Origin of the sequence: Bradyrhizobium sp. S3.3.6, assembly GCF_040546905.1 — a bacterium.
Classification (GTDB): domain Bacteria; phylum Pseudomonadota; class Alphaproteobacteria; order Rhizobiales; family Xanthobacteraceae; genus Bradyrhizobium; species Bradyrhizobium cytisi.
Map to the genome: position 1 here is coordinate 278654 of NZ_JBEPOT010000003.1, position 17523 is coordinate 296176.

19 protein-coding genes are annotated in these 17523 nt (G+C 63.8%); 14 read left to right on the forward strand and 5 right to left on the reverse strand.

The annotated features are described in order from the left end of the window. Genes ABID59_RS10175 through ABID59_RS10190 form a run of 4 tightly spaced genes read left to right on the forward strand, consistent with a single transcriptional unit; the run spans position 1 to position 2685 of the window. A complete protein-coding gene (locus tag ABID59_RS10175; RefSeq protein ID WP_354083302.1) occupies positions 1-738 on the forward strand; it encodes an ABC transporter permease in 738 nt (245 codons plus the stop codon). After that, the gene (locus tag ABID59_RS10180; RefSeq protein ID WP_148756040.1) at positions 728-1468 is read left to right on the forward strand and encodes an ABC transporter ATP-binding protein; all 741 of its coding nucleotides are present in this window, start codon (positions 728-730) and stop codon (positions 1466-1468) included. Before ABID59_RS10175 ends, ABID59_RS10180 begins: the two co-directional genes overlap by 11 nt. Before the next feature lie 48 nt (positions 1469-1516). Beyond that, positions 1517-2311 (forward strand): pentapeptide repeat-containing protein, encoded by a 795-nt coding sequence (locus tag ABID59_RS10185; protein ID WP_354083303.1) that lies wholly within the window; start codon positions 1517-1519, stop codon positions 2309-2311. 26 nt (positions 2312-2337) lie between these two features. Continuing rightward, complete coding sequence (locus ABID59_RS10190) at positions 2338-2685, forward strand: hypothetical protein (protein ID WP_148756038.1); 348 nt, start codon at positions 2338-2340, stop codon at positions 2683-2685. 9 nt (positions 2686-2694) lie between these two features. On the opposite strand, the gene ABID59_RS10195 is transcribed toward ABID59_RS10190, so the two are convergent. The 4 genes from ABID59_RS10195 to lanM form a co-directional block, all read right to left on the reverse strand. Beyond that, the gene (locus tag ABID59_RS10195) at positions 2695-2904 is read right to left on the reverse strand and encodes a hypothetical protein (RefSeq protein WP_148756037.1); all 210 of its coding nucleotides are present in this window, start codon (positions 2902-2904) and stop codon (positions 2695-2697) included. A 103-nt stretch (positions 2905-3007) separates the two neighbouring features. Then, positions 3008-3913, reverse strand: coding sequence for a DUF6662 family protein (locus ABID59_RS10200; RefSeq protein WP_354083304.1), 906 nt, complete (start codon positions 3911-3913; stop codon positions 3008-3010). Between the two features lie 24 nt (positions 3914-3937). Next, a complete protein-coding gene (pqqA, locus tag ABID59_RS10205; RefSeq protein WP_012029362.1) occupies positions 3938-4018 on the reverse strand; it encodes a pyrroloquinoline quinone precursor peptide PqqA in 81 nt (26 codons plus the stop codon). 170 nt (positions 4019-4188) lie between these two features. After that, entirely contained in the window at positions 4189-4581 is a 393-nt protein-coding gene (gene lanM / locus ABID59_RS10210; protein WP_354083305.1) for a lanmodulin LanM, read from the reverse strand. Positions 4582-4915: 334 nt separating this feature from the next. On the opposite strand from lanM, the gene ABID59_RS10215 reads away from it, so the two are divergent. From ABID59_RS10215 to ABID59_RS10230, 4 genes are all read left to right on the forward strand, one after another. Then, positions 4916-6580 carry a methanol/ethanol family PQQ-dependent dehydrogenase gene (locus ABID59_RS10215; protein WP_148756034.1) on the forward strand — a complete coding sequence of 555 codons (1665 nt, stop codon included), beginning with the start codon at positions 4916-4918 and terminating at the stop codon, positions 6578-6580. Positions 6581-6618: 38 nt separating this feature from the next. Beyond that, positions 6619-6963 (forward strand): c-type cytochrome, encoded by a 345-nt coding sequence (locus tag ABID59_RS10220; protein WP_148756033.1) that lies wholly within the window; start codon positions 6619-6621, stop codon positions 6961-6963. After that, positions 6960-7883, forward strand: a complete 924-nt coding sequence (locus ABID59_RS10225; RefSeq protein WP_354083306.1) for a substrate-binding periplasmic protein — start codon at positions 6960-6962, stop codon at positions 7881-7883. The genes ABID59_RS10220 and ABID59_RS10225 overlap by 4 nt, the downstream gene beginning before the upstream one ends. A 102-nt stretch (positions 7884-7985) precedes the next feature. Beyond that, complete coding sequence (locus ABID59_RS10230; RefSeq protein WP_148756031.1) at positions 7986-8411, forward strand: hypothetical protein; 426 nt, start codon at positions 7986-7988, stop codon at positions 8409-8411. Between the two features lie 48 nt (positions 8412-8459). On the opposite strand, the gene ABID59_RS10235 is transcribed toward ABID59_RS10230, so the two are convergent. Continuing rightward, a complete protein-coding gene (locus ABID59_RS10235; RefSeq protein WP_148756030.1) occupies positions 8460-9428 on the reverse strand; it encodes a helix-turn-helix domain-containing protein in 969 nt (322 codons plus the stop codon). Positions 9429-9943: 515 nt separating this feature from the next. Here ABID59_RS10235 and xoxF5 point away from each other — a divergent pair. The 6 genes from xoxF5 to ABID59_RS10265 all read left to right on the forward strand — a co-directional run bounded on the left by xoxF5 (position 9944) and on the right by ABID59_RS10265 (position 17492). Further along, on the forward strand, positions 9944-11749 hold the full coding sequence (gene xoxF5, locus ABID59_RS10240) for a lanthanide-dependent methanol dehydrogenase XoxF5 (protein ID WP_354035397.1): 1806 nt from the start codon (positions 9944-9946) through the stop codon (positions 11747-11749). 111 nt (positions 11750-11860) lie between these two features. Then, positions 11861-12349: a c-type cytochrome, methanol metabolism-related gene (locus tag ABID59_RS10245; protein WP_354035493.1), complete on the forward strand. Its 489-nt coding sequence runs from the start codon at positions 11861-11863 to the stop codon at positions 12347-12349. Between the two features lie 61 nt (positions 12350-12410). Then, positions 12411-13520 (forward strand): S-(hydroxymethyl)glutathione dehydrogenase/class III alcohol dehydrogenase, encoded by a 1110-nt coding sequence (locus ABID59_RS10250; protein ID WP_354083307.1) that lies wholly within the window; start codon positions 12411-12413, stop codon positions 13518-13520. Positions 13521-13553: 33 nt separating this feature from the next. Continuing rightward, complete coding sequence (gene gfa, locus ABID59_RS10255) at positions 13554-14114, forward strand: S-(hydroxymethyl)glutathione synthase (RefSeq protein WP_148756027.1); 561 nt, start codon at positions 13554-13556, stop codon at positions 14112-14114. Between the two features lie 611 nt (positions 14115-14725). Beyond that, positions 14726-15178 carry a (2Fe-2S)-binding protein gene (locus tag ABID59_RS10260; RefSeq protein ID WP_148756026.1) on the forward strand — a complete coding sequence of 151 codons (453 nt, stop codon included), beginning with the start codon at positions 14726-14728 and terminating at the stop codon, positions 15176-15178. A gap of 1 nt (position 15179) precedes the next feature. Further along, complete coding sequence (locus ABID59_RS10265; RefSeq protein WP_354035395.1) at positions 15180-17492, forward strand: xanthine dehydrogenase family protein molybdopterin-binding subunit; 2313 nt, start codon at positions 15180-15182, stop codon at positions 17490-17492. Positions 17493-17523 lie beyond the last annotated feature (31 nt).

The following is a 17523-nucleotide window of genomic DNA, read 5'->3' on the forward strand; positions in this document are numbered from 1 at the left end:
GTGCTGCGCCTTCTCTCGTTCGCCCTGTTTCTCGCGATCTGGTGGACCGCCGCGCTGTTCGTCGGCGGCGCAAAGCTGCCCTCCCCGTCCGCCGTGCTCGATGTCATTATCGCGGAAGCGTCAAGCGGGGCACTGTTCCTGCATCTCGGTGCGACATTGGCACGCGTCGCGCTGGCTTTCGTCCTGGCGATGTCGCTCGGCAGCGCCATCGGCTATCTGATGGGGCGGGTGAAGCTCGCCGACCGGCTCGGCGATCCCTGGCTGATCCTGCTGTTGAACCTGCCGGCGCTGGTGGTGATCGTGCTGGCCTATGTCTGGGCCGGGCTCACCGAGGCCGCGGCGATCACAGCAATTGCCATCAACAAGTTGCCGACGGCGGTCGTTACCTTACGCGAGGGCACGCGCGCGCTCGACCGTTCGCTCGACGAGATGGCGAGCGTGTTTGCGATGCCGCGTTGGCGCGCATTCCGCCATGTCGTGCTGCCGCAGCTTGCGCCCTATATCGCGGCCTCCGCCCGCTCCGGCCTGTCGCTGGTGTGGAAGATCGTGCTGGTCGCCGAGCTGCTGGGACGGCCGAATGGCGTCGGCTTCGAGATCGGCGTCGCCTTCCAGCTGTTCGACACGCCGCGGCTGCTGGCCTATTCCCTGACCTTTGCCGCGGTCGTGCTCGTGATCGAGACGGCGCTGGTGCAGCCGTTCGAGGCCCGCGCAACGCGGTGGCGCCCCCGTGCGGCTTGAGGTCGAGATCACAGGCAAGACGTTCAAAAGCGCTGCGGGCGGAACGCAGGAGGTGCTGGCGCCGATGAAATTCGCGCTGCAGTCCGGCGAGGTCGGCGTGCTGATCGGCCCGTCCGGCTGCGGTAAAAGCACGATGCTGCGCATCATCCTCGGGCTCGACCGCGATTTCGACGGCCATGTCGCGCGCCCACCGGAGGCGCGGATCGGCATGGTGTTCCAGGAGCCGCGGCTGTTGCCGTGGCGCTCAGTCGAGCAGAATGTGCGGTTGGCGGCACCCGACGTGAGCGACGCAAAACTCGCCGAGCTTTTCAGGATTTTGGAGCTGGAGGCGCATCGCAGCCACTTCCCCGGCGAATTGTCGCTGGGGCTTGCCCGACGGGTTGCGCTGGCCCGCGCCTTTGCGGTCGAGCCCGACGTTCTGGTGCTCGATGAGCCCCTCGCCTCGCTCGACGACGCGCTGGCCGGCCGATTGCGCGACGAGATCGCGACGCTGGTCGCCAGCCGGCCCGTCACGACGCTGCTCGTGACGCACAGCCTGGACGATGCGGTGCGTCTCGGCGACCGCTTGTTCTTCCTGTCGCCCCGCCCGGCGCGCATTCTGGCCGAGGTCCCCATCGGCATCCCTCGCGAGGCACGCAGCGACGCCGCGATTGCCGCGATCAGGGCCGGGCTTGCGCGGCGAGCCCAGGATGAACAAGGCGGCGAACGCGCCGGGCGGGATGTCTCATAGGCAGCCGCACGGTCCGTGTGCTAAACAGGCCGGCAGCGGAGCCTGACGATGAGACGAACCGTTGCTCTGACGACGCTTGGCTTCGCGCTCGTCGCGACCGTGGCGAGCGCCCAGGACATGATGCGTGACGTCGACCTCACCTCACCCGCCATGGTTTCCGCTGAAATGAGCCGGCAGGAGGTCGAGGCCGTGCTGGCCAAAGCGGGCGCCGGCGCGCCCGCGGACTTCACCGGCACGCGCTTGTCGGGGCTCGATCTCTCGGGGCTCGACCTTTCCAGGTCGGTGCTTCGCGCGGCACGGCTCAACAAGACAAAACTCAGCGGCGCCCGTCTTGATCGAGCGATCCTCGATCAGGCGTGGCTTCTCGACGCGGATCTCACGGGCGCGAGCTTGAAGGACGCCAACCTATTCGCCACGCAGATGGCGCGCGCCCACCTAGACGGCGCTGATCTGACCGGCGCGCGCATCGCAGCCGACCTCAGCGGCGCAAGCCTGGTCGGCGCCTCGATCGCCGACGCGCATCTCGGCGCCGACATGCGCAACCAGTCGATGGGGCTGATGCGCGCCGTGCTGCGATCGGCCAATCTGGAACGGCTGAACGCGCGCAACGCCGACCTGTCGCGCGTCGATCTCGAGTTTGCCTCCCTCAGGGGAGCCGACCTGACCGGTGCGTCGCTCCGGAACGCCCAACTCGGCGGCGCCGACCTGACCGGGGCGACCGTCATCGATACCGATTTCGAGGGCGCCGATCTCGCCTCCGCCAGGCTGATTGCACCGATCGGCCTTGACCGCGCCAAAAATTTCGACAAGGCAAAGAACAGCGAGCGCCTGATCAGGCAATAGCGGCGGCGCTTTGGGAGGACGATTTGATGCGTTGGGGTCTGGTGTTGATCGCGTTGCTGGCGTTTGCCGACGAAGCCGCCGCGCAAAGCAAGGGCAAGGGCATCCGGCTCTGGAATCTGACCACGGAGACCATTTCCGGCTTCCAGCTCTCGCCGGCCGGCAAGACCGAATGGGGCCCGAACCAGACCTTGAACGACAAGGACAAGGAGGTCGACCACGACGAGCGGCTGCGCATCACCGGCGTCGAGCCCGGCCACTACGACGCCAAGGTCAGCTACCCCAATTCACGGCAATGCATCGTCCGCGACATCGAGATCAAGGCCGACGCGGTGTTCTCGATCGCCGACAAGGATTTGAAGGACTGCACGAAGTAGCGCGGCAACTTACGCCTTGTCGCTCGAGTGCGGATATTCGCAGCGCCAGCGCACCGCCTGCCACTTCGGATGCTCGCCGACCCATTGCGCGATATAGGGCGGCGCGGCCATCGCGCATTGCGTCGGCGACCCCGCATAATTGAACACAATATGCTGCTCCTCGCAGGTCGCAGGCGAGAGCACCGCACACACAGTCACCACCAGGTCGATCGGATTCATGCCGGGATCCTCGCGCGGAAGCAGTTCAGGCTAACACAAAGGGATACGTTCCAAGGAGCCGGAAGTTTCAATCCGGCGTGAGAAGTAGGCGGGAACCGCTTTGCTAGAAGTTAATCCCGAACACCAGCCTTGCCTGATGCCGCTCGAAATTGACGAGGTCGAGATTGGCTCCCGCTCCGGCCGGACGGCCCCAGGCCTGCATGCTCCAGCTTAGGGTGAGCCGCGATTGCTCGGAGAGCTGGAAGTAGGCGGTCGGTCCGACGAACAGCGCCTGGCCCGAGAACCCGCCGAGGCCGATGCCCTCATACTGGCGGAAGTAGCGCAGCTCGCCGCCGAGCAGGACATTGGGGCGCACGCGCACCATGCCGGCAAAGGCCGCGCCGATGGTGGAGCTCTTCTCGGACAGCCCGCTCACCTCGAAGCGCGTCCATTCCGGCTGGTAGATCAAATTGAGCGCGCCGATCGCAAAATTCGGGATCAGCTCGCGATCGAAGGCGAGCGTGAAGGCAGTGCCGTACATCCGTCCCTTGGCGCCGCTGACTTCATCGATGCGGTCGCCATGGGTCTCGGTGGCGATCGTCATCCCGAACGGGGCGCTCTCGCGGTCGAGCAGGCGATAACGCAGGTCGAGCGAGAGGCCCTGGAAATTGAACTGGCGGCGGTCGTCGATATCAGGGACGCCGGTGATGTCATGCAGCGTGGCGGTGCCGCCGACCTCGATACGAAAATTCGGCAGCGGCACGATTTCGATCTCGACCTCCTGGCCAAGGGCGCGATAGCTGCCACCGCCTTTGCCGAAGCGTCCCGTCGTCTCGGTCTGAAATTCGCGCTCGCCGGGATTGCCGACATCGCTGCCGATCATGAAGCCGAAGATATGCTCGGTGTCGAAGCCCTCTTCGGCCCTGGCGCACATTGGCACGAGCGTGAGCGTACACGCGACCGCCGTCCAGATTGTGTGGGCTCCAATGCGCATCACGAACACTACCACGGCTTCGACGGCATCCGCCATCAAAGCCGCGGCAGGTCATCAGTCTTACTTGCGCGCAGCGCAGGCGTACATGTTGATTTCCATGCCGACCGGCACTTCCACGATCTTCGGAGCTTTCCAAGCCATTCGGGTCTCCCCAAGTATTGAGCGCGACATCGCGCCGGGCAAAACCTAGGGCTGCCTCAGCAACTGCGCAAGCCTGGAATCGGACCACGAGCACAGCGAACTTTCGCGTCACACGCGTACAGTTCACTCTCGGGCAAACCGCCTTCGCTCCCAGTCAAGCGCTTCTGTTCTCAACGCAATAGCCGCAGCAGTGCGCGACCCGCGCGCGAGTTCAGCTCCTTTGCATCCAGCGTCCCATCCTTGTCGGGATTCGCCGCGTTGAAGCGCTGCTCCACCACGGCAAGATATTCGTCGAGCGTCAGCGTCCCGTCGTGATCGGGGTCGGCGGCGGCGAGTTCTTTCGCCGTTAACCGTCCGCGCAATTCACGCACGTCGAGCGTCCCGTCATGGTCGGGATCAAGCTTTGCGAACAGCGCGGCAGCCGCCTTCTTCACCTCGGCCAAATCGAGCGTGCCGTCATTGTCGGTGTCGAACATTTTGACCGCGCCGCCGGATGCCGACAAGGCCGGACCGGAGAGCACAGCGAGCGCGAGCGCAAGTGCAACTGAGCGACGCGATATCATTTGGACCTCCCTGACCATGAGCCCCGATTCGCCGGGGATAGCGACATGATAAGTCCGCAAGCCAGCCCCGGTTCAAGCCGAATTGCGATGCTTCGCCCGGGACGGAAACGGGTTGGGCCAAAATTCTCGCGCTGCGCCAATCTTCGCGCCGTGGAAATTGGTGCAGCGCATCCGCGCAAGACGCGCAAAATTTCTCGAGGATTGGCGCATCAAACCTGGCATCTGGCGTCTAACATATCGGCAGCGTGCTTTCGACTTTCGTATTGACGGGTTTTGCTTTCGGGCGGAGTGTTGCAATCGCAGCGTCAAAAGGCGCGCATATTGGGAGGAACGGATGAAACGCTTTGCGATGGCCGCGAGCCTCGTCATATCCGCATGCTCGGTTGCGAGCGCACAGACGACCGATCAACTGGTCAAAGGCGCAACCGATACGTCGAACGTTCTCAATTACGGGATGGGCTACAATCTCCAGCGCTTCTCGACGCTGAACCAGATCAACAAGGACACCGTCAAGAACCTCGTCCCCGTCTGGAATTATTCCTTCAACGACGATCGCAGCGAGGAATCGCAGCCGCTGGTGTACCAGGGCGTGATCTACGTGACCTCTCACAACGCGACCATGGCGGTCGACGCCAAGACCGGCAAGCAGATCTGGAAATCCAAGATCGAATATCCGGCCGAGACACCGCGCATCGTCTGCTGCGGCATCATCAACCGCGGTGCCGCGCTGTTCGACGGCAAGCTGTTCCGCACCACGCTCGACGCCAACGTGATCGCTATCGACGCCAAGGACGGCAAGGAGCTGTGGCGGCAGAAGGCGGCCGACATCAAGGAAGGCTATTCGATGACGGTGGCCCCGCTGGTCGCCGACGGCGTGGTCATCACCGGCATCTCCGGGGCCGAATTCGGCACCCGCGGCTTCATCGATGGCTGGGATCCGGCAACGGGCAAGCATCTCTGGCGCACCCATTCGGTCCCCTCGCCGGACGAGCCCGGCGGCGACACCTGGAAGGGCGACACCTGGAAGCTCGGCGGCGGCTCGACCTGGATCACGGGCTCCTATGATCCCGAGCTGAACACGGTCTATTGGGGCATCGGCAATCCCGGCCCGTTCAACGCGGCTGTGCGCCCCGGCGACAATCTCTACACCTGCTCCGTGCTGGCGATGGATCCAAAGACCGGCAAGATCAAGTGGCACTACCAGTTCTCGCCGAACAATCCGTTCGACTATGACTCGGTGGCCGAGATGGTCCTCGCCGACATGAACGTCGAGGGCAAGCCGACCAAGGTGCTGATGGATGCCAACCGCAACGGCTTCTTCTACGTGCTCGACCGCACCAACGGAAAGGTGCTCGCGGCCAATCCTTACGTGAAGGTGAATTGGGCAACCGGCGTCGACCTGAAGACCGGCCGTCCGATCGAGACCGACGTCGTCAAGGATGCGCGCGAGGGCAAGAAGGTCGTCGTCTATCCGTCGATCCTCGGCGGCAAGAACTGGGAGCCGATGTCGTTCAACCCGCAGACCGGATTGGCCTACGCCAACACGCTCGCCTTCGGCGGCAGGTACAAGTCGGAGCCGGCCACCTTCAAGCAGGGTGAATGGTATCTCGGCATGGACCTGACCGATCCCTGGGAATGGGGTGACGGCGCGCGCGGCCATCTGAAGGCGATCGATCCGATGACCGGCAAGGCGAAGTGGGAGGCGGCAAGTGACATCCCGCGCTTCTCCGGCGTGCTGTCGACCGCGGGCGGCGTCGTGTTCACGGGCGCGCTGACCGGCGAGTTCGAGGCCTTCGACGCCGACACCGGCAAGAAGCTCTGGCAGTTCCAGACCGGCTCCGGCATCGAGGGACAGCCGGTGACCTGGCAGCAGGACGGCGTGCAGTACATCGCCGTCACGAGCGGCTATGGCGGCGTCTACTCGCTGTTCTCCGGCGACGAGCGGCTGGCCAAGGTGCCGCCCGGCGGCTCGCTGTGGGTCTTTGCGGTGAAGCAGTAACGGCAAGAGACGTTGAGAGACAAGAGACGTTGAGAGACATGGCTCACAAGGCGGTGGCGATCCTTGCCACCGTCGCAGTGCTGACGGTCGCGCTTGCGGCGACCGTTCGTGCCGCGGACGATTCGAACGGCAATCCGCTGCAAGCGCAGATCGACCACGGCAAGTCGACCTATGCCGAAAAATGCTCGCACTGCCACGGCCCCAACATGATGAACTCCGGCACCATCACGCCGGACCTGCGCGCCTTTCCCGACGACAGGACGCGCTTCGTCACCACCGTGAAGAACGGCAAGAACAACAAGATGCCGCCATGGGGCGACATTTTGAACGACGACGAGATCGGAAATCTCTGGGCCTTCATCTCCAGCCGGAGGAAGCCATGACAGGCCGGCTGGCAGCGCTCGGTCTCGCCATCATGCTTGCGGCTCCGGCAATGGCGTGGGCGGCAGATCCCCTCGGCATCTGTCTCGACGAGGACCGCCCGCCGCTCTCCGCGCATCACCGCGGCAAGCCGGACTCGGGCTTCGACGTGCTGCTGGCGCAGGCGCTCGCGGAGGGGCTGGGACGCCCGCTCAGGATCCAGTGGTTCGAGAGCAAGCTGGATGAGGATTCGAGCCCGCAGCTCGAGGCCAATGCGCTGCTGTCCGACGGCCGCTGCTCGCTGGTCGGCGGCTACGCGCTGACGACGGATTCCCTCGTCAAGCCCGGCCTGAAGACGGCGCGCTTGCCGGATTTCGCCGGCGCCACGCGCGATGACCGGCGCCGCCGCGTTGCGCTCGGCGTGCTCGCCCCGAGCCGGCCTTACGTCTATTCGCCGATGACGGTGGTGCTCGGGCCGAAGGCGCGCGGCCGCAAGATCAGCGATATCGGCGACCTCGCCGGCCTGCGCCTCGCGATCGAAAGCGGATCCCTGGGCGACGCCATCCTCATGACCTTCGACAGGGGGCGGCTGATCGACAACATCACCCATCTCGTGCCCGCCCGCGACGACCTCCTGGGCGCGCTCGATCGCGGCGATTATGATGCGACCCTGATCGATCTCGCGCGCTACGACGCCCATCGCGACGCGCATCCCGACACCGCGATATCAGCCTCCGGCTATTATTATCCGATCGGGGCCAATCGCGGCTATGTCGGGCTTGGCAGCGATCCTGCCTTGATCGAGGCCGTCAACAAAGCGCTGACGGATCTTGCGGCCGAGGGCAAGATCGCCGAGTTCGGCAAGCAAGCCGGCCTGACCTATCTGCCGCCGCGCGAGCCGGCGATCCTCGGCGACGTCTGGACGAAGATCATGCAGCGGTGAGCCGAGAGCGCCCGCCGCAACCCGTCCGCTGGCCTAGCGGCACCGGCCGCCGTATGATGCCGCCGGAAGCCCTTGCCGTCCCGAACGAGAAAGGCAGCCCTCATGAGACCTGATGCCGTCGCCGTTGCCGCCCTGGTCATCCTGCTTTTCCCGATGGGCTATTTCCTGCTTGCGTCGCCCGCTTTCCTGCTGGTGAAGCTCGACATCCCGCCCGTCACGCAGCTATTGCGCGGGATGTTCAACATCCAGTTCAGGATGGTGAGCGTCGCCGGCGTGATCGGGACAGTAGCTTTCATCTTCGCCGGACGACCGCTGTTCGCGGCAGGCGTCGGCCTGATAGCGGTCGTCGCGATCTGGGGCCGCCCGTGGTTCATGCAACAGATAGACGACCAGCTCAGTGCCAGAGATGCGGGCGATGCGGATGCGGTGCGCCAGCTGCGTCATTTGCATTGGAAAGCAATGCTGTGCAACGCGGCGCTGGTCGCCGCTCTCGTGGCCAGCATTCCCTACGTCGCCATATCGGCGTGAGCTATCGCGTGTCCAGCAAGCCGCGACGAGCAGCAGCGTGAGGCGCGCTTAATTCTGATCCACAGCAACAGCGCCCTGTTGCCCCTTGTGGATCGAGGACGGCACCACACCGAAATATTTCCGGAACACGCGGCTGAAATGCGATGAGCTGGAGAAGCCCCACGAGAACGCGACGTCGGTGATGGTCTTGCCGCCGTGAGCTTCCAGCTCCTGGCGGCAGTTCTGGAGGCGCGCCTGCCAGATGTAATCGCTCACCGTGGTGCCACGCTCTGAGAACAGCATGTGCAGATAGCGCTTGGAGCAGCCGAGCTCGGCGGAGATCTGGTCGATGCACAGATCGGGATCGCGCAGGTGCTCGCGGATGAAAAATTGGGCACGCACATACATCGCCTCGGGCCCGACCCGATCGAACATCGTGTCGGCTTCGCGCAGCGGCAGCAGCAGCAGGTCGATCAGCGAATCGGCAACACCGACCGCGCTGTTGGCCGACAGCTTCGCCGCCTCGTCGAACGTGGCATGGACGAAATCATGGGCGATCCGTCCTGTCCCCGTCTTCGCCGACAGCTTGCAGGCCGGCATGCGCTGCGACGGGAAGCCGCGATCGCGCAGCAGCGCCTTCGGCACGATCACCACGTCGTGGCGCGTGAAGGCGGGACTGACGATCAGATGCGGGCATGAGACGTCATAGGCGATGATGTCGCCCGGGTTCAGCTCGATGTGGCGGCCTTCCTGCTCGAAATAGGACACGCCATATGTCTGGAAGTGAATTTTGATGTAGGGGTGCTCATTGGCCTTGGCGCGCGCCAGCGTGTGCGCGATGCGATGCTGGCTGACCTCGATCTGACAGAGCTTCAGGCGCGAGACGCTGGTGTAGTCGATGCGTCCCTCGAGCGAGGTTGCTTCCAGCGGATCGACATCGAAGTGCCCGCACAGACTCGTCAGCCCGTCGATCCAGCTCTGGATCTGTCGCTTCGGCGTCAGTCCGGTCGTCGAGAGCGTGTGAATTGTGTCGGACATTAATCCAGTCACTGGTGATACCCGGAGATCCGACGCGAATCGCGGCCAGCGCCTGATGGAGCCCTCAGCCTTGATTGCGTGACGTTTACCTCAACTTTGGGCGGTCTTTGAAACGAGCGCCATCGTTCCTTTGCTGCCCTTGAAAGTTAATCCTCCGCCTTAGTTGCAACGCCGTCAAGCGGAACCTGAGCGTTGGCGCGCGGCGCCAAGCCGCGCGGAAGCCGCTGAATTCGCTACTGCAAAATCAAAAACTTTGCCTCCGTGCGCTGTCGAGCAAAGCGGCTTCTCTCTTGGGCAAGTTTCCCGATAGCGAAGTCGTTAGGAATTACGGCAGGAACAAAAAAAACGGGCCGCTCCTGCACGCGGACCTGTAGCTCTCATCCTGAGGAGGAAACAGCCCAGCATCGTTTCTGGTCCCCAACGTGACCGCCCTGCACGAGCAGACGCCGGACGAAAAGCCCGGTGATTAAGCAATGCTTCGGAAACAATAAAACGCGACCAACGGAGGAATGACTATGCGCAAGGTGCTACTGGCGACCTTTCTTGGCTCCGCAGCGGCTCTCGCCGTCGGCGGCGCCTCTGCCAATGACGAGCTGAACAAGATGTCGCAGAACCCGAAAGATTGGGTGATGCCGACGGGCGACTATGCCAATACCCGCTACTCCAAGCTCAACCAGATCAACGCACAAAATGTCGGCAAGCTCCAGGTCGCCTGGACCTTCTCGACCGGCGTGCTGCGCGGCCACGAAGGTGGCCCGCTGGTCATCGGCAACATGATGTACGTCCATACGCCGTTCCCGAACAAGGTCTACGCCATTGACCTTTCGCAGGAGAACAAGATCGTCTGGAAGTACGAGCCAAAGCAGGATCCGAACGTCATCCCGGTGATGTGCTGCGATACGGTTAACCGCGGCCTGTCTTACGGTGACGGCAAGATCTTCCTGCATCAGGCCGACACAACCTTGGTTGCGCTCGACGCCAAGTCCGGTCAAGTTGCATGGACCGCCAAGAACGGCGATCCCAGCAAGGGCGAGACCGGCACCTCCGCGCCGATGGTCATCAAGGACAAGGTGCTGGTCGGCATCTCCGGCGGTGAGTTCGGCGTTCAGGCCCACATGACCGCCTACGACATCAAGACCGGCAAGGTCGCCTGGCGCGGCTATTCCGAAGGGCCGGACGACCAGATCCTGGTTGACGACAAAACCACCGCACTCGGCAAGCCGGTCGGCAAGGACTCCAGCCTGAAGACGTGGCAAGGCGATCAGTGGAAGATCGGCGGCGGCGCGACCTGGGGCTGGATCTCCTACGATCCCGAGCTGAACCTCGTCTATTACGGATCGGGCAACCCCTCGACCTGGAATCCGAAGCAGCGTCCCGGCGACAACAAATGGTCGATGACGATCTGGGCACGCAACCCGGACACCGGTGTGGCCAAGTGGGTCTACCAGATGACGCCCCATGACGAATGGGACTATGACGGCGTCAACGAGATGATCCTCTCGGATCAGTCGATCAACGGCCAGCCGCGCAAGCTGCTGACGCATTTCGATCGCAACGGTCTCGGCTACACGCTCGATCGCACCAACGGCGAACTGCTGGTCGCCGAGAAGTACGACCCGAAGGTGAACTGGACCTCCGGCGTCGACATGGACAAGAGCTCCGCCACCTATGGCCGTCCGAAGGTGCTCGACGCAGCTTCGACCGACAAGGCCGGCGAAGATCACAACGTGAAGGGCATCTGCCCGGCGGCGCTCGGCACCAAGGACGAGCAGCCGGCGGCCTACTCGCCCGACACGCAGCTGTTCTATGTTCCGACCAACCACGTCTGCATGGACTACGAGCCGTTCAAGGTCAGCTACACCGCGGGCCAGCCCTATGTGGGCGCGACGCTCTCGATGTATCCGCCGCCAGGTGAAACCAATATGGGTAACTTCATCGCCTGGGACGGCAAGACCGGCAAGATCGTCTGGTCGAACAAGGAGCAGTTCTCGGTCTGGTCGGGTGCGCTCGCAACCGCCGGCGGCGTCGTGTTCTACGGCACGCTCGAAGGCTACCTGAAGGCAGTCGACGCCAAGACCGGCAAGGAGCTCTACAAGTTCAAGACTCCCTCCGGCATCATCGGCAACGTCACCACCTACGAGAACGGCGGCAAGCAGTATGTCGCAGTGCTCTCCGGCGTGGGCGGCTGGGCCGGTATCGGTCTGGCAGCCGGCCTGACCGATCCGACCGCAGGTCTCGGCGCGGTCGGTGGCTACGCGGCGCTCAGTAACTACACGGCACTCGGCGGCACGCTGACCGTGTTCTCGCTGCCGGCGAACTAGCCTCACCTCCGTATCGCTCCGGCGCGTGGATCAACTCCACGCGCCGGCTCGTCTCCACCGAACGCCTTCGAGGAACACCTTTTGCGTAAAATCTGCTCTGTCATTGCTGCGATGATCTTCGTTGCGTCCGGAGGAATTGCTGTCGCGGACGGCTCGGGCGACCCGACCGCCGTCAAGCAGAACGAAACTGGCGAATGGCTCGATAAGGAGGGTAACCCGACCTACAAGATCAACGGCGACTCCGTCGACTGGTACACCTATTCCGGATACCGCCGCTATCACTCGGACTGCCATGTGTGTCATGGCCCGGACGGCATGGGCTCGACCTATGCGCCCGCACTGAAGGATTCGCTCAAGACGATGAACTATGCCGATTTTCTCGGCGTCGTCGCCTCGGGCCGCAAGAACATCTCCACCGCCGCAGAGAACGTGATGCCGGCCTTCGGAGATAACCCGAACGTCGCCTGCTACATGGACGATCTCTACGTCTATCTGCGCGCCCGCTCCGACGAGGCCTGGGGCCGCGCCCGTCCCGGCAAGCATGAGGACAAGAACGACGCCTATACCAAGAGTGAAGACTCATGCATGGGCAAGAAGTGAACGTTTGCAGCCCGGCCGAGGCTTAAGTCTTGGCATCCTGCGAGAATTTGAGGAGTTACCGATGAAGACACGTGCCGCTGTCGCTTTTGAAGCCAAAAAACCGCTCGAGATCGTCGAAGTCGATCTGGAAGGGCCGAAGGCCGGCGAGGTCCTGGTCGAGATCAAGGCGACGGGCATCTGCCATACCGACGCCTACACGCTCGACGGTCTCGACAGCGAAGGAATCTTCCCGTCGATCCTCGGCCACGAGGGCGCCGGCATCATCCGCGAGATCGGCGCGGGCGTGACCTCGGTGAAGGCCGGCGATCACGTCATTCCGCTCTACACGCCGGAATGCCGTCAGTGCAAAAGCTGTCTGAGCCAGAAGACCAATCTCTGCACCGCGATCCGCGCGACGCAGGGCAAGGGCGTGATGCCCGACGGCACCAGCCGCTTCTCCTACAAGGGCAAGCCGATCTACCACTATATGGGCTGCTCGACCTTCTCCAACTTCACTGTGCTGCCCGAGATCGCGGTGGCCAAGATCCGCGAGGACGCCCCCTTCGACAAGAGCTGCTATATCGGCTGCGGCGTCACCACCGGCGTCGGCGCCGTCGTCAACACCGCGAAGGTCGAGCCGGGCTCCAACGTCGTCGTGTTCGGCCTCGGCGGAATCGGGTTGAACGTGATCCAGGGCGCCAAGATGGCCGGCGCCGACAAGATCATCGGCGTCGACCTCAACGACTCCAAGGAGGAATGGGGCCGCCGGTTTGGCATGACCGACTTCGTCAACCCCAAGAAGATCACCGGCGACATCGTCCCGCATCTGGTGACCCTAACCGACGGCGGTGCCGACTACACCTTCGACTGCACCGGCAACACCACGGTGATGCGCCAGGCACTGGAAGCCTGCCATCGCGGCTGGGGTACATCGATCATCATCGGCGTCGCCGAAGCCGGCAAGGAGATCGCAACCCGCCCATTCCAGCTCGTCACCGGCCGCAACTGGCGCGGCACCGCCTTCGGCGGCGCCCGCGGCCGCACCGACGTGCCGAAGATCGTCGACTGGTACATGAACGGAAAGATCCAGATTGACCCGATGATCACCCACACGCTCAAGCTCGAAGACATCAACAAGGGCTTCGACCTGATGCACGAGGGTAAATCAATTCGCTCAGTCGTCGTGTTCTAGCTCGCAAGCGTCACCCCCAAGGAGGATCGACCCATGACTGCACTCCATCCCTCGATCGACAACGGTATCAAGCAAGGCACAGGCCACTTCGCCGGCGGCACGCTCGCCTGCAAATGCAAGGACCACCAGGTCAAGGTCGGCGTGAAGGGCGACGTCGCCCACAACCACGCCTGCGGCTGCACCAAGTGCTGGAAGCCGGCGGGTGCGACCTTCTCGGTCGTGGCCGTCGTGCCGCGCCAGAACGTCACCGTGCTCGAGAACGGCGACAAGCTCCAGATCGTCGATCCCTCGGCGGCGATTCAGCGTCACGCCTGCAAAGCGTGCGGCACGCATATGTTCGGCCGCATCGAGAACAAGAACCATCCGTTCTACGGGCTCGACTTTATCCATCCGGAGCTGTTCCAGGAGCAGGGCTCGCAGGCGCCGCAATTCGCCGCCTTCGTCTCCTCGGTGATCGAATCCGGCGTCAAGCCGGAGCAGATGGCCGGCATCCGTTCGCGGCTGAAGGAAATTGGGCTCGAGCCCTATGACTGCCTGTCGCCAGCGCTGATGGATGCGATCGCGACCCACACGGCGAAGGCCAAGGCCGCCTGACAAGGCTGCCAGAACCTTGTCCGTCCCCTCGCTGGTCCCCAGAGAGGGGACGGACAGCTCTCGAATGGTTTGCGGCGAGCTTGCCGCCAGTGCACTTTGCGTATGCGAGCGCGTTCCGCTCCCTCAGTCCTGGTCTCTGAATGACTGCGCAGTGCCGCCCTCTTCCTGCTTGAAGTCAGCGTCCCTGCGATTCTCCCTCCCTCGACTGAGGCATACTGCTTCGTCCGCGCAGTCCCTCTGGCGGACGAAGCTTTTTTCACCGCGCCTCAGATTCCGTGATTGTGCGACGCGCGACCTGTTGCCGCGCCCTGCTTTTGACAAACCCCGGATGCAATCTGTTCACGTCGAGAACACCCGGCTGTGAATGCCGGTCCGGCGCGATCTCTGCTACGGTCGCGCCGTCACGATGCCGCGCGAGCTCAATCAATCAAGAACAAAACGGGAGGTATCGAGCACATCCGGACATTGCGATTCGTATTCCAGCTTCATGCCGGGATTTGCCCGCGCAGGACAACCGGCTGGAGTGCGGTTGCGACAGCGCACGGACCATTGTGCCGACAGACATCGGCCAGTCCAACATCGGCAAAGCTTATGAAGAGCGAGGGACGATCATGATCAAGGTGAAGATCAACGGCCAGGAACAGAGCTGGGACGGCGACCCGGATCTCCCGCTACTCTGGTTCCTGCGCGACGAAGCCGGGCTGACCGGCACCAAATTCGGATGTGGCCAGGCCCTGTGCGGCGCCTGCACCGTCATCATCGACAAGGAGGCGGTCCGCTCCTGCATCACCTCGATCAACGACGTGGCGGGGCGCGAAGTCACCACGATCGAGGGGCTGCATCCGGATGGCGATCATCCCGTCCAGAAGGCCTGGCGCGAGGTCAATGTTCCCCAATGCGGCTTCTGCCAGGCCGGCCAGATCATGCAGGCGGCTGCGCTGCTGATGGAGAACCCCAAGCCGTCGCATGACCAGATCCGCGAGGCGATGTCCGGCAACATCTGCCGCTGCGGCTGCTACCAACGCATCGAGAACGCCGTCCACCTCGCATCAACGGGAGTGTGACATGAATTTCATCGACAATCCGCGGAAGCTTCGTGGCTTCGAAAAGAATCTGAAGGTCGAGAAGATTTCGCGCCGCAGCATCCTGAAGGGGCTCGGCGTCACCGGCGGCTTCGTGCTCGCCGCACCCGTGATGACGCGCCGGGCCTTCGCCTATGAGACCGGCGCCGGCAAGATGCCGCATGGCGTCGTGGTCGATCCGCGCGTGTTCGTCGCGGTCGCGCCTGATGGCACCGTCACCATCCTCGCCCACCGCGCCGAGATGGGCACCGGCGTGCGTACCAGCCTGCCGCTGATCGTGGCCGAGGAGATGGAGGCCGACTGGTCCAAGGTCAAGGTGCAGCAGGCCCATGGTGACGAGGTCAAGTTCGGCAACCAGGACACCGACGGCTCGCGCAGCACGCGGCATTATCTCATCCCGATGCGCCAGATCGGCGCCTCCGCCCGTACCATGCTGGAGCAGGCCGCGGCAAAGCGCTGGGGCGTGCCGGCGACGGAAGTGAAGGCAGTCAATCACGAGGTCGTCCACAGCGCCAGCGGCCGCAAGCTCGGCTTCGGCGAGCTCGCAGCCGACGCCGCCAAGGAATCGGTGCCGAGCATCGAAGGCCTCAAGCTGAAAGACCCTAAGGATTTTCGCTATCTCGGCAAGGGTCAGGTCAGCATCGTCGATCTCCACGACATTACCACCGGCAAGGCGCGCTATGGCGCCGACGTGCGACTGCCCGGGATGAAATACGCCGTGATCGCCCGCCCACCGGTGACCGGCGGCAAGCTCACCTCGTTTGATCCGGACGCTGCACTGAAAGTGCCTGGCGTCGAGAAGGTGATGCAGGTGCGCGGCTGGCCGTGGCCGTCGAAATTCCAGCCGCTCGGCGGCGTCGCAGTGATCGCGCGCAACACCGGCGCTGCGATCAAGGGCCGCGACGCGCTGAAGCTCGTCTGGGACGACGGCGCCAACGGCAAATACGACTCGGTTGCCTATCGCAGGGAGCTCGAGGAGGCCTCGCGCAAGCCGGGCCTCGTCGTGCGCCAGGAGGGCGACGCGGACGCCGCGCTGAAGGCGGCGGACAAGGTCGTGATCGGCGAATATTACCTGCCGCATCTCGCTCATGTCAGCATGGAGCCGCCGGTCGCGGTCGCCGATGTCAAGGGTGACAAGGCGGAGATCTGGGCGCCGGTGCAGAGCCCCGGCGGCACCCGCGAGGACGTCGCCAAGACGCTCGGCATCCCCGAGGGCAATGTCACCGTTAATGTCACGCTGCTCGGCGGCGGTTTCGGCCGCAAGTCGAAATGCGACTTTGCGCTCGAGGCGGCGCTGCTGTCGAAGGAGCTCGGCACGCCGGTCAAGGTGCAGTGGACGCGAGAGGACGACCTCCACCACGACTTCCTGCACACCGTCTCGGTGGAACGGATCGAGGCGGGGCTGGACAAGGACGGCAAGGTGATCGCCTGGCGCCACCGCAGCGTGGCGCCGACCATCGCCTCGACCTTCGCTGCCGGTGCCAAGCATGCGGCGTCCTTCGAGCTCGGCATGGGCCTCGTCGACATGCCGTTCGAGATCGCCAATATCAGTTGCGAGAACCCGGAGGCAGCCGCATTCACCCGCATCGGCTGGTTCCGCTCGGTCTCGAACATCCCGCGCGCCTTCGCGGTGCAGTCGATGGTCGGCGAGATCGCAAATGCGACCGGACGCGACCAGAAGGAGACGCTGCTCGCACTGATCGGCACACCACGCATCGTCAAGCCCGCCGTCAAGGACATGTGGAACTACGGCGAGCCTTATGACAGCTACCCGATCGACACCGCGCGCCTGCGCAAGGTGGTCGAGCTGGTCGCCGAGAAGGGTGAATGGGGCCGACAGGTCCCGAAGGGCCACGGCCTCGGCATCGCCGTGCACCGCAGCTTCGTCAGCTACATTGCGACCATTGTCGAAGTCGCTGTCGACGACAAGGGCAAGCTGACGGTGCCGCGGGTCGATACCGCGATCGACTGCGGCACCTATGTCAACCCGGAGCGCATCGCCTCGCAGATCGAAGGCGCCGCGATCATGGGCCTGAGTCTCGCCAAATATGGCGCGGTCACTTTCAAGGACGGCAAGGTGGAGCAGAAGAACTTTGACGACTTCCAGGTCATCAGGATGGACGAATCTCCCGTGGTGACCAATGTCTACATCGTCCCGCCCGGACCCGACACGCCGCCGAGCGGCGTCGGCGAGCCCGGCGTGCCGCCGTTCGCGCCTGCACTGATGAACGCGATCTTCGCCGCGACCGGAAAGCGCATCCGCGCATTGCCGATCGGCAAGCAATTGGAGGCTTGACGGAACAGACGCGGCCTCGCGCCGTTTCCAT

Coding starts and splice junctions, on each gene's coding strand:
- ABID59_RS10185 (WP_354083303.1), top strand. CDS start 1,517: ATGAGACGAACCGTTGCTCTGACGACGCTTGGCTTCGCGCTCGTCGCG.
- ABID59_RS10190 (WP_148756038.1), top strand. CDS start 2,338: ATGCGTTGGGGTCTGGTGTTGATCGCGTTGCTGGCGTTTGCCGACGAA.
- ABID59_RS10195 (WP_148756037.1), bottom strand. CDS start 2,904: ATGAATCCGATCGACCTGGTGGTGACTGTGTGTGCGGTGCTCTCGCCT.
- ABID59_RS10200 (WP_354083304.1), bottom strand. CDS start 3,913: ATGGCGGATGCCGTCGAAGCCGTGGTAGTGTTCGTGATGCGCATTGGA.
- pqqA (WP_012029362.1), bottom strand. CDS start 4,018: ATGGCTTGGAAAGCTCCGAAGATCGTGGAAGTGCCGGTCGGCATGGAA.
- lanM (WP_354083305.1), bottom strand. CDS start 4,581: ATGATATCGCGTCGCTCAGTTGCACTTGCGCTCGCGCTCGCTGTGCTC.
- ABID59_RS10215 (WP_148756034.1), top strand. CDS start 4,916: ATGAAACGCTTTGCGATGGCCGCGAGCCTCGTCATATCCGCATGCTCG.
- ABID59_RS10220 (WP_148756033.1), top strand. CDS start 6,619: ATGGCTCACAAGGCGGTGGCGATCCTTGCCACCGTCGCAGTGCTGACG.
- ABID59_RS10225 (WP_354083306.1), top strand. CDS start 6,960: ATGACAGGCCGGCTGGCAGCGCTCGGTCTCGCCATCATGCTTGCGGCT.
- ABID59_RS10230 (WP_148756031.1), top strand. CDS start 7,986: ATGAGACCTGATGCCGTCGCCGTTGCCGCCCTGGTCATCCTGCTTTTC.
- ABID59_RS10235 (WP_148756030.1), bottom strand. CDS start 9,428: ATGTCCGACACAATTCACACGCTCTCGACGACCGGACTGACGCCGAAG.
- xoxF5 (WP_354035397.1), top strand. CDS start 9,944: ATGCGCAAGGTGCTACTGGCGACCTTTCTTGGCTCCGCAGCGGCTCTC.
- ABID59_RS10245 (WP_354035493.1), top strand. CDS start 11,861: ATGATCTTCGTTGCGTCCGGAGGAATTGCTGTCGCGGACGGCTCGGGC.
- ABID59_RS10250 (WP_354083307.1), top strand. CDS start 12,411: ATGAAGACACGTGCCGCTGTCGCTTTTGAAGCCAAAAAACCGCTCGAG.
- gfa (WP_148756027.1), top strand. CDS start 13,554: ATGACTGCACTCCATCCCTCGATCGACAACGGTATCAAGCAAGGCACA.
- ABID59_RS10260 (WP_148756026.1), top strand. CDS start 14,726: ATGATCAAGGTGAAGATCAACGGCCAGGAACAGAGCTGGGACGGCGAC.
- ABID59_RS10265 (WP_354035395.1), top strand. CDS start 15,180: ATGAATTTCATCGACAATCCGCGGAAGCTTCGTGGCTTCGAAAAGAAT.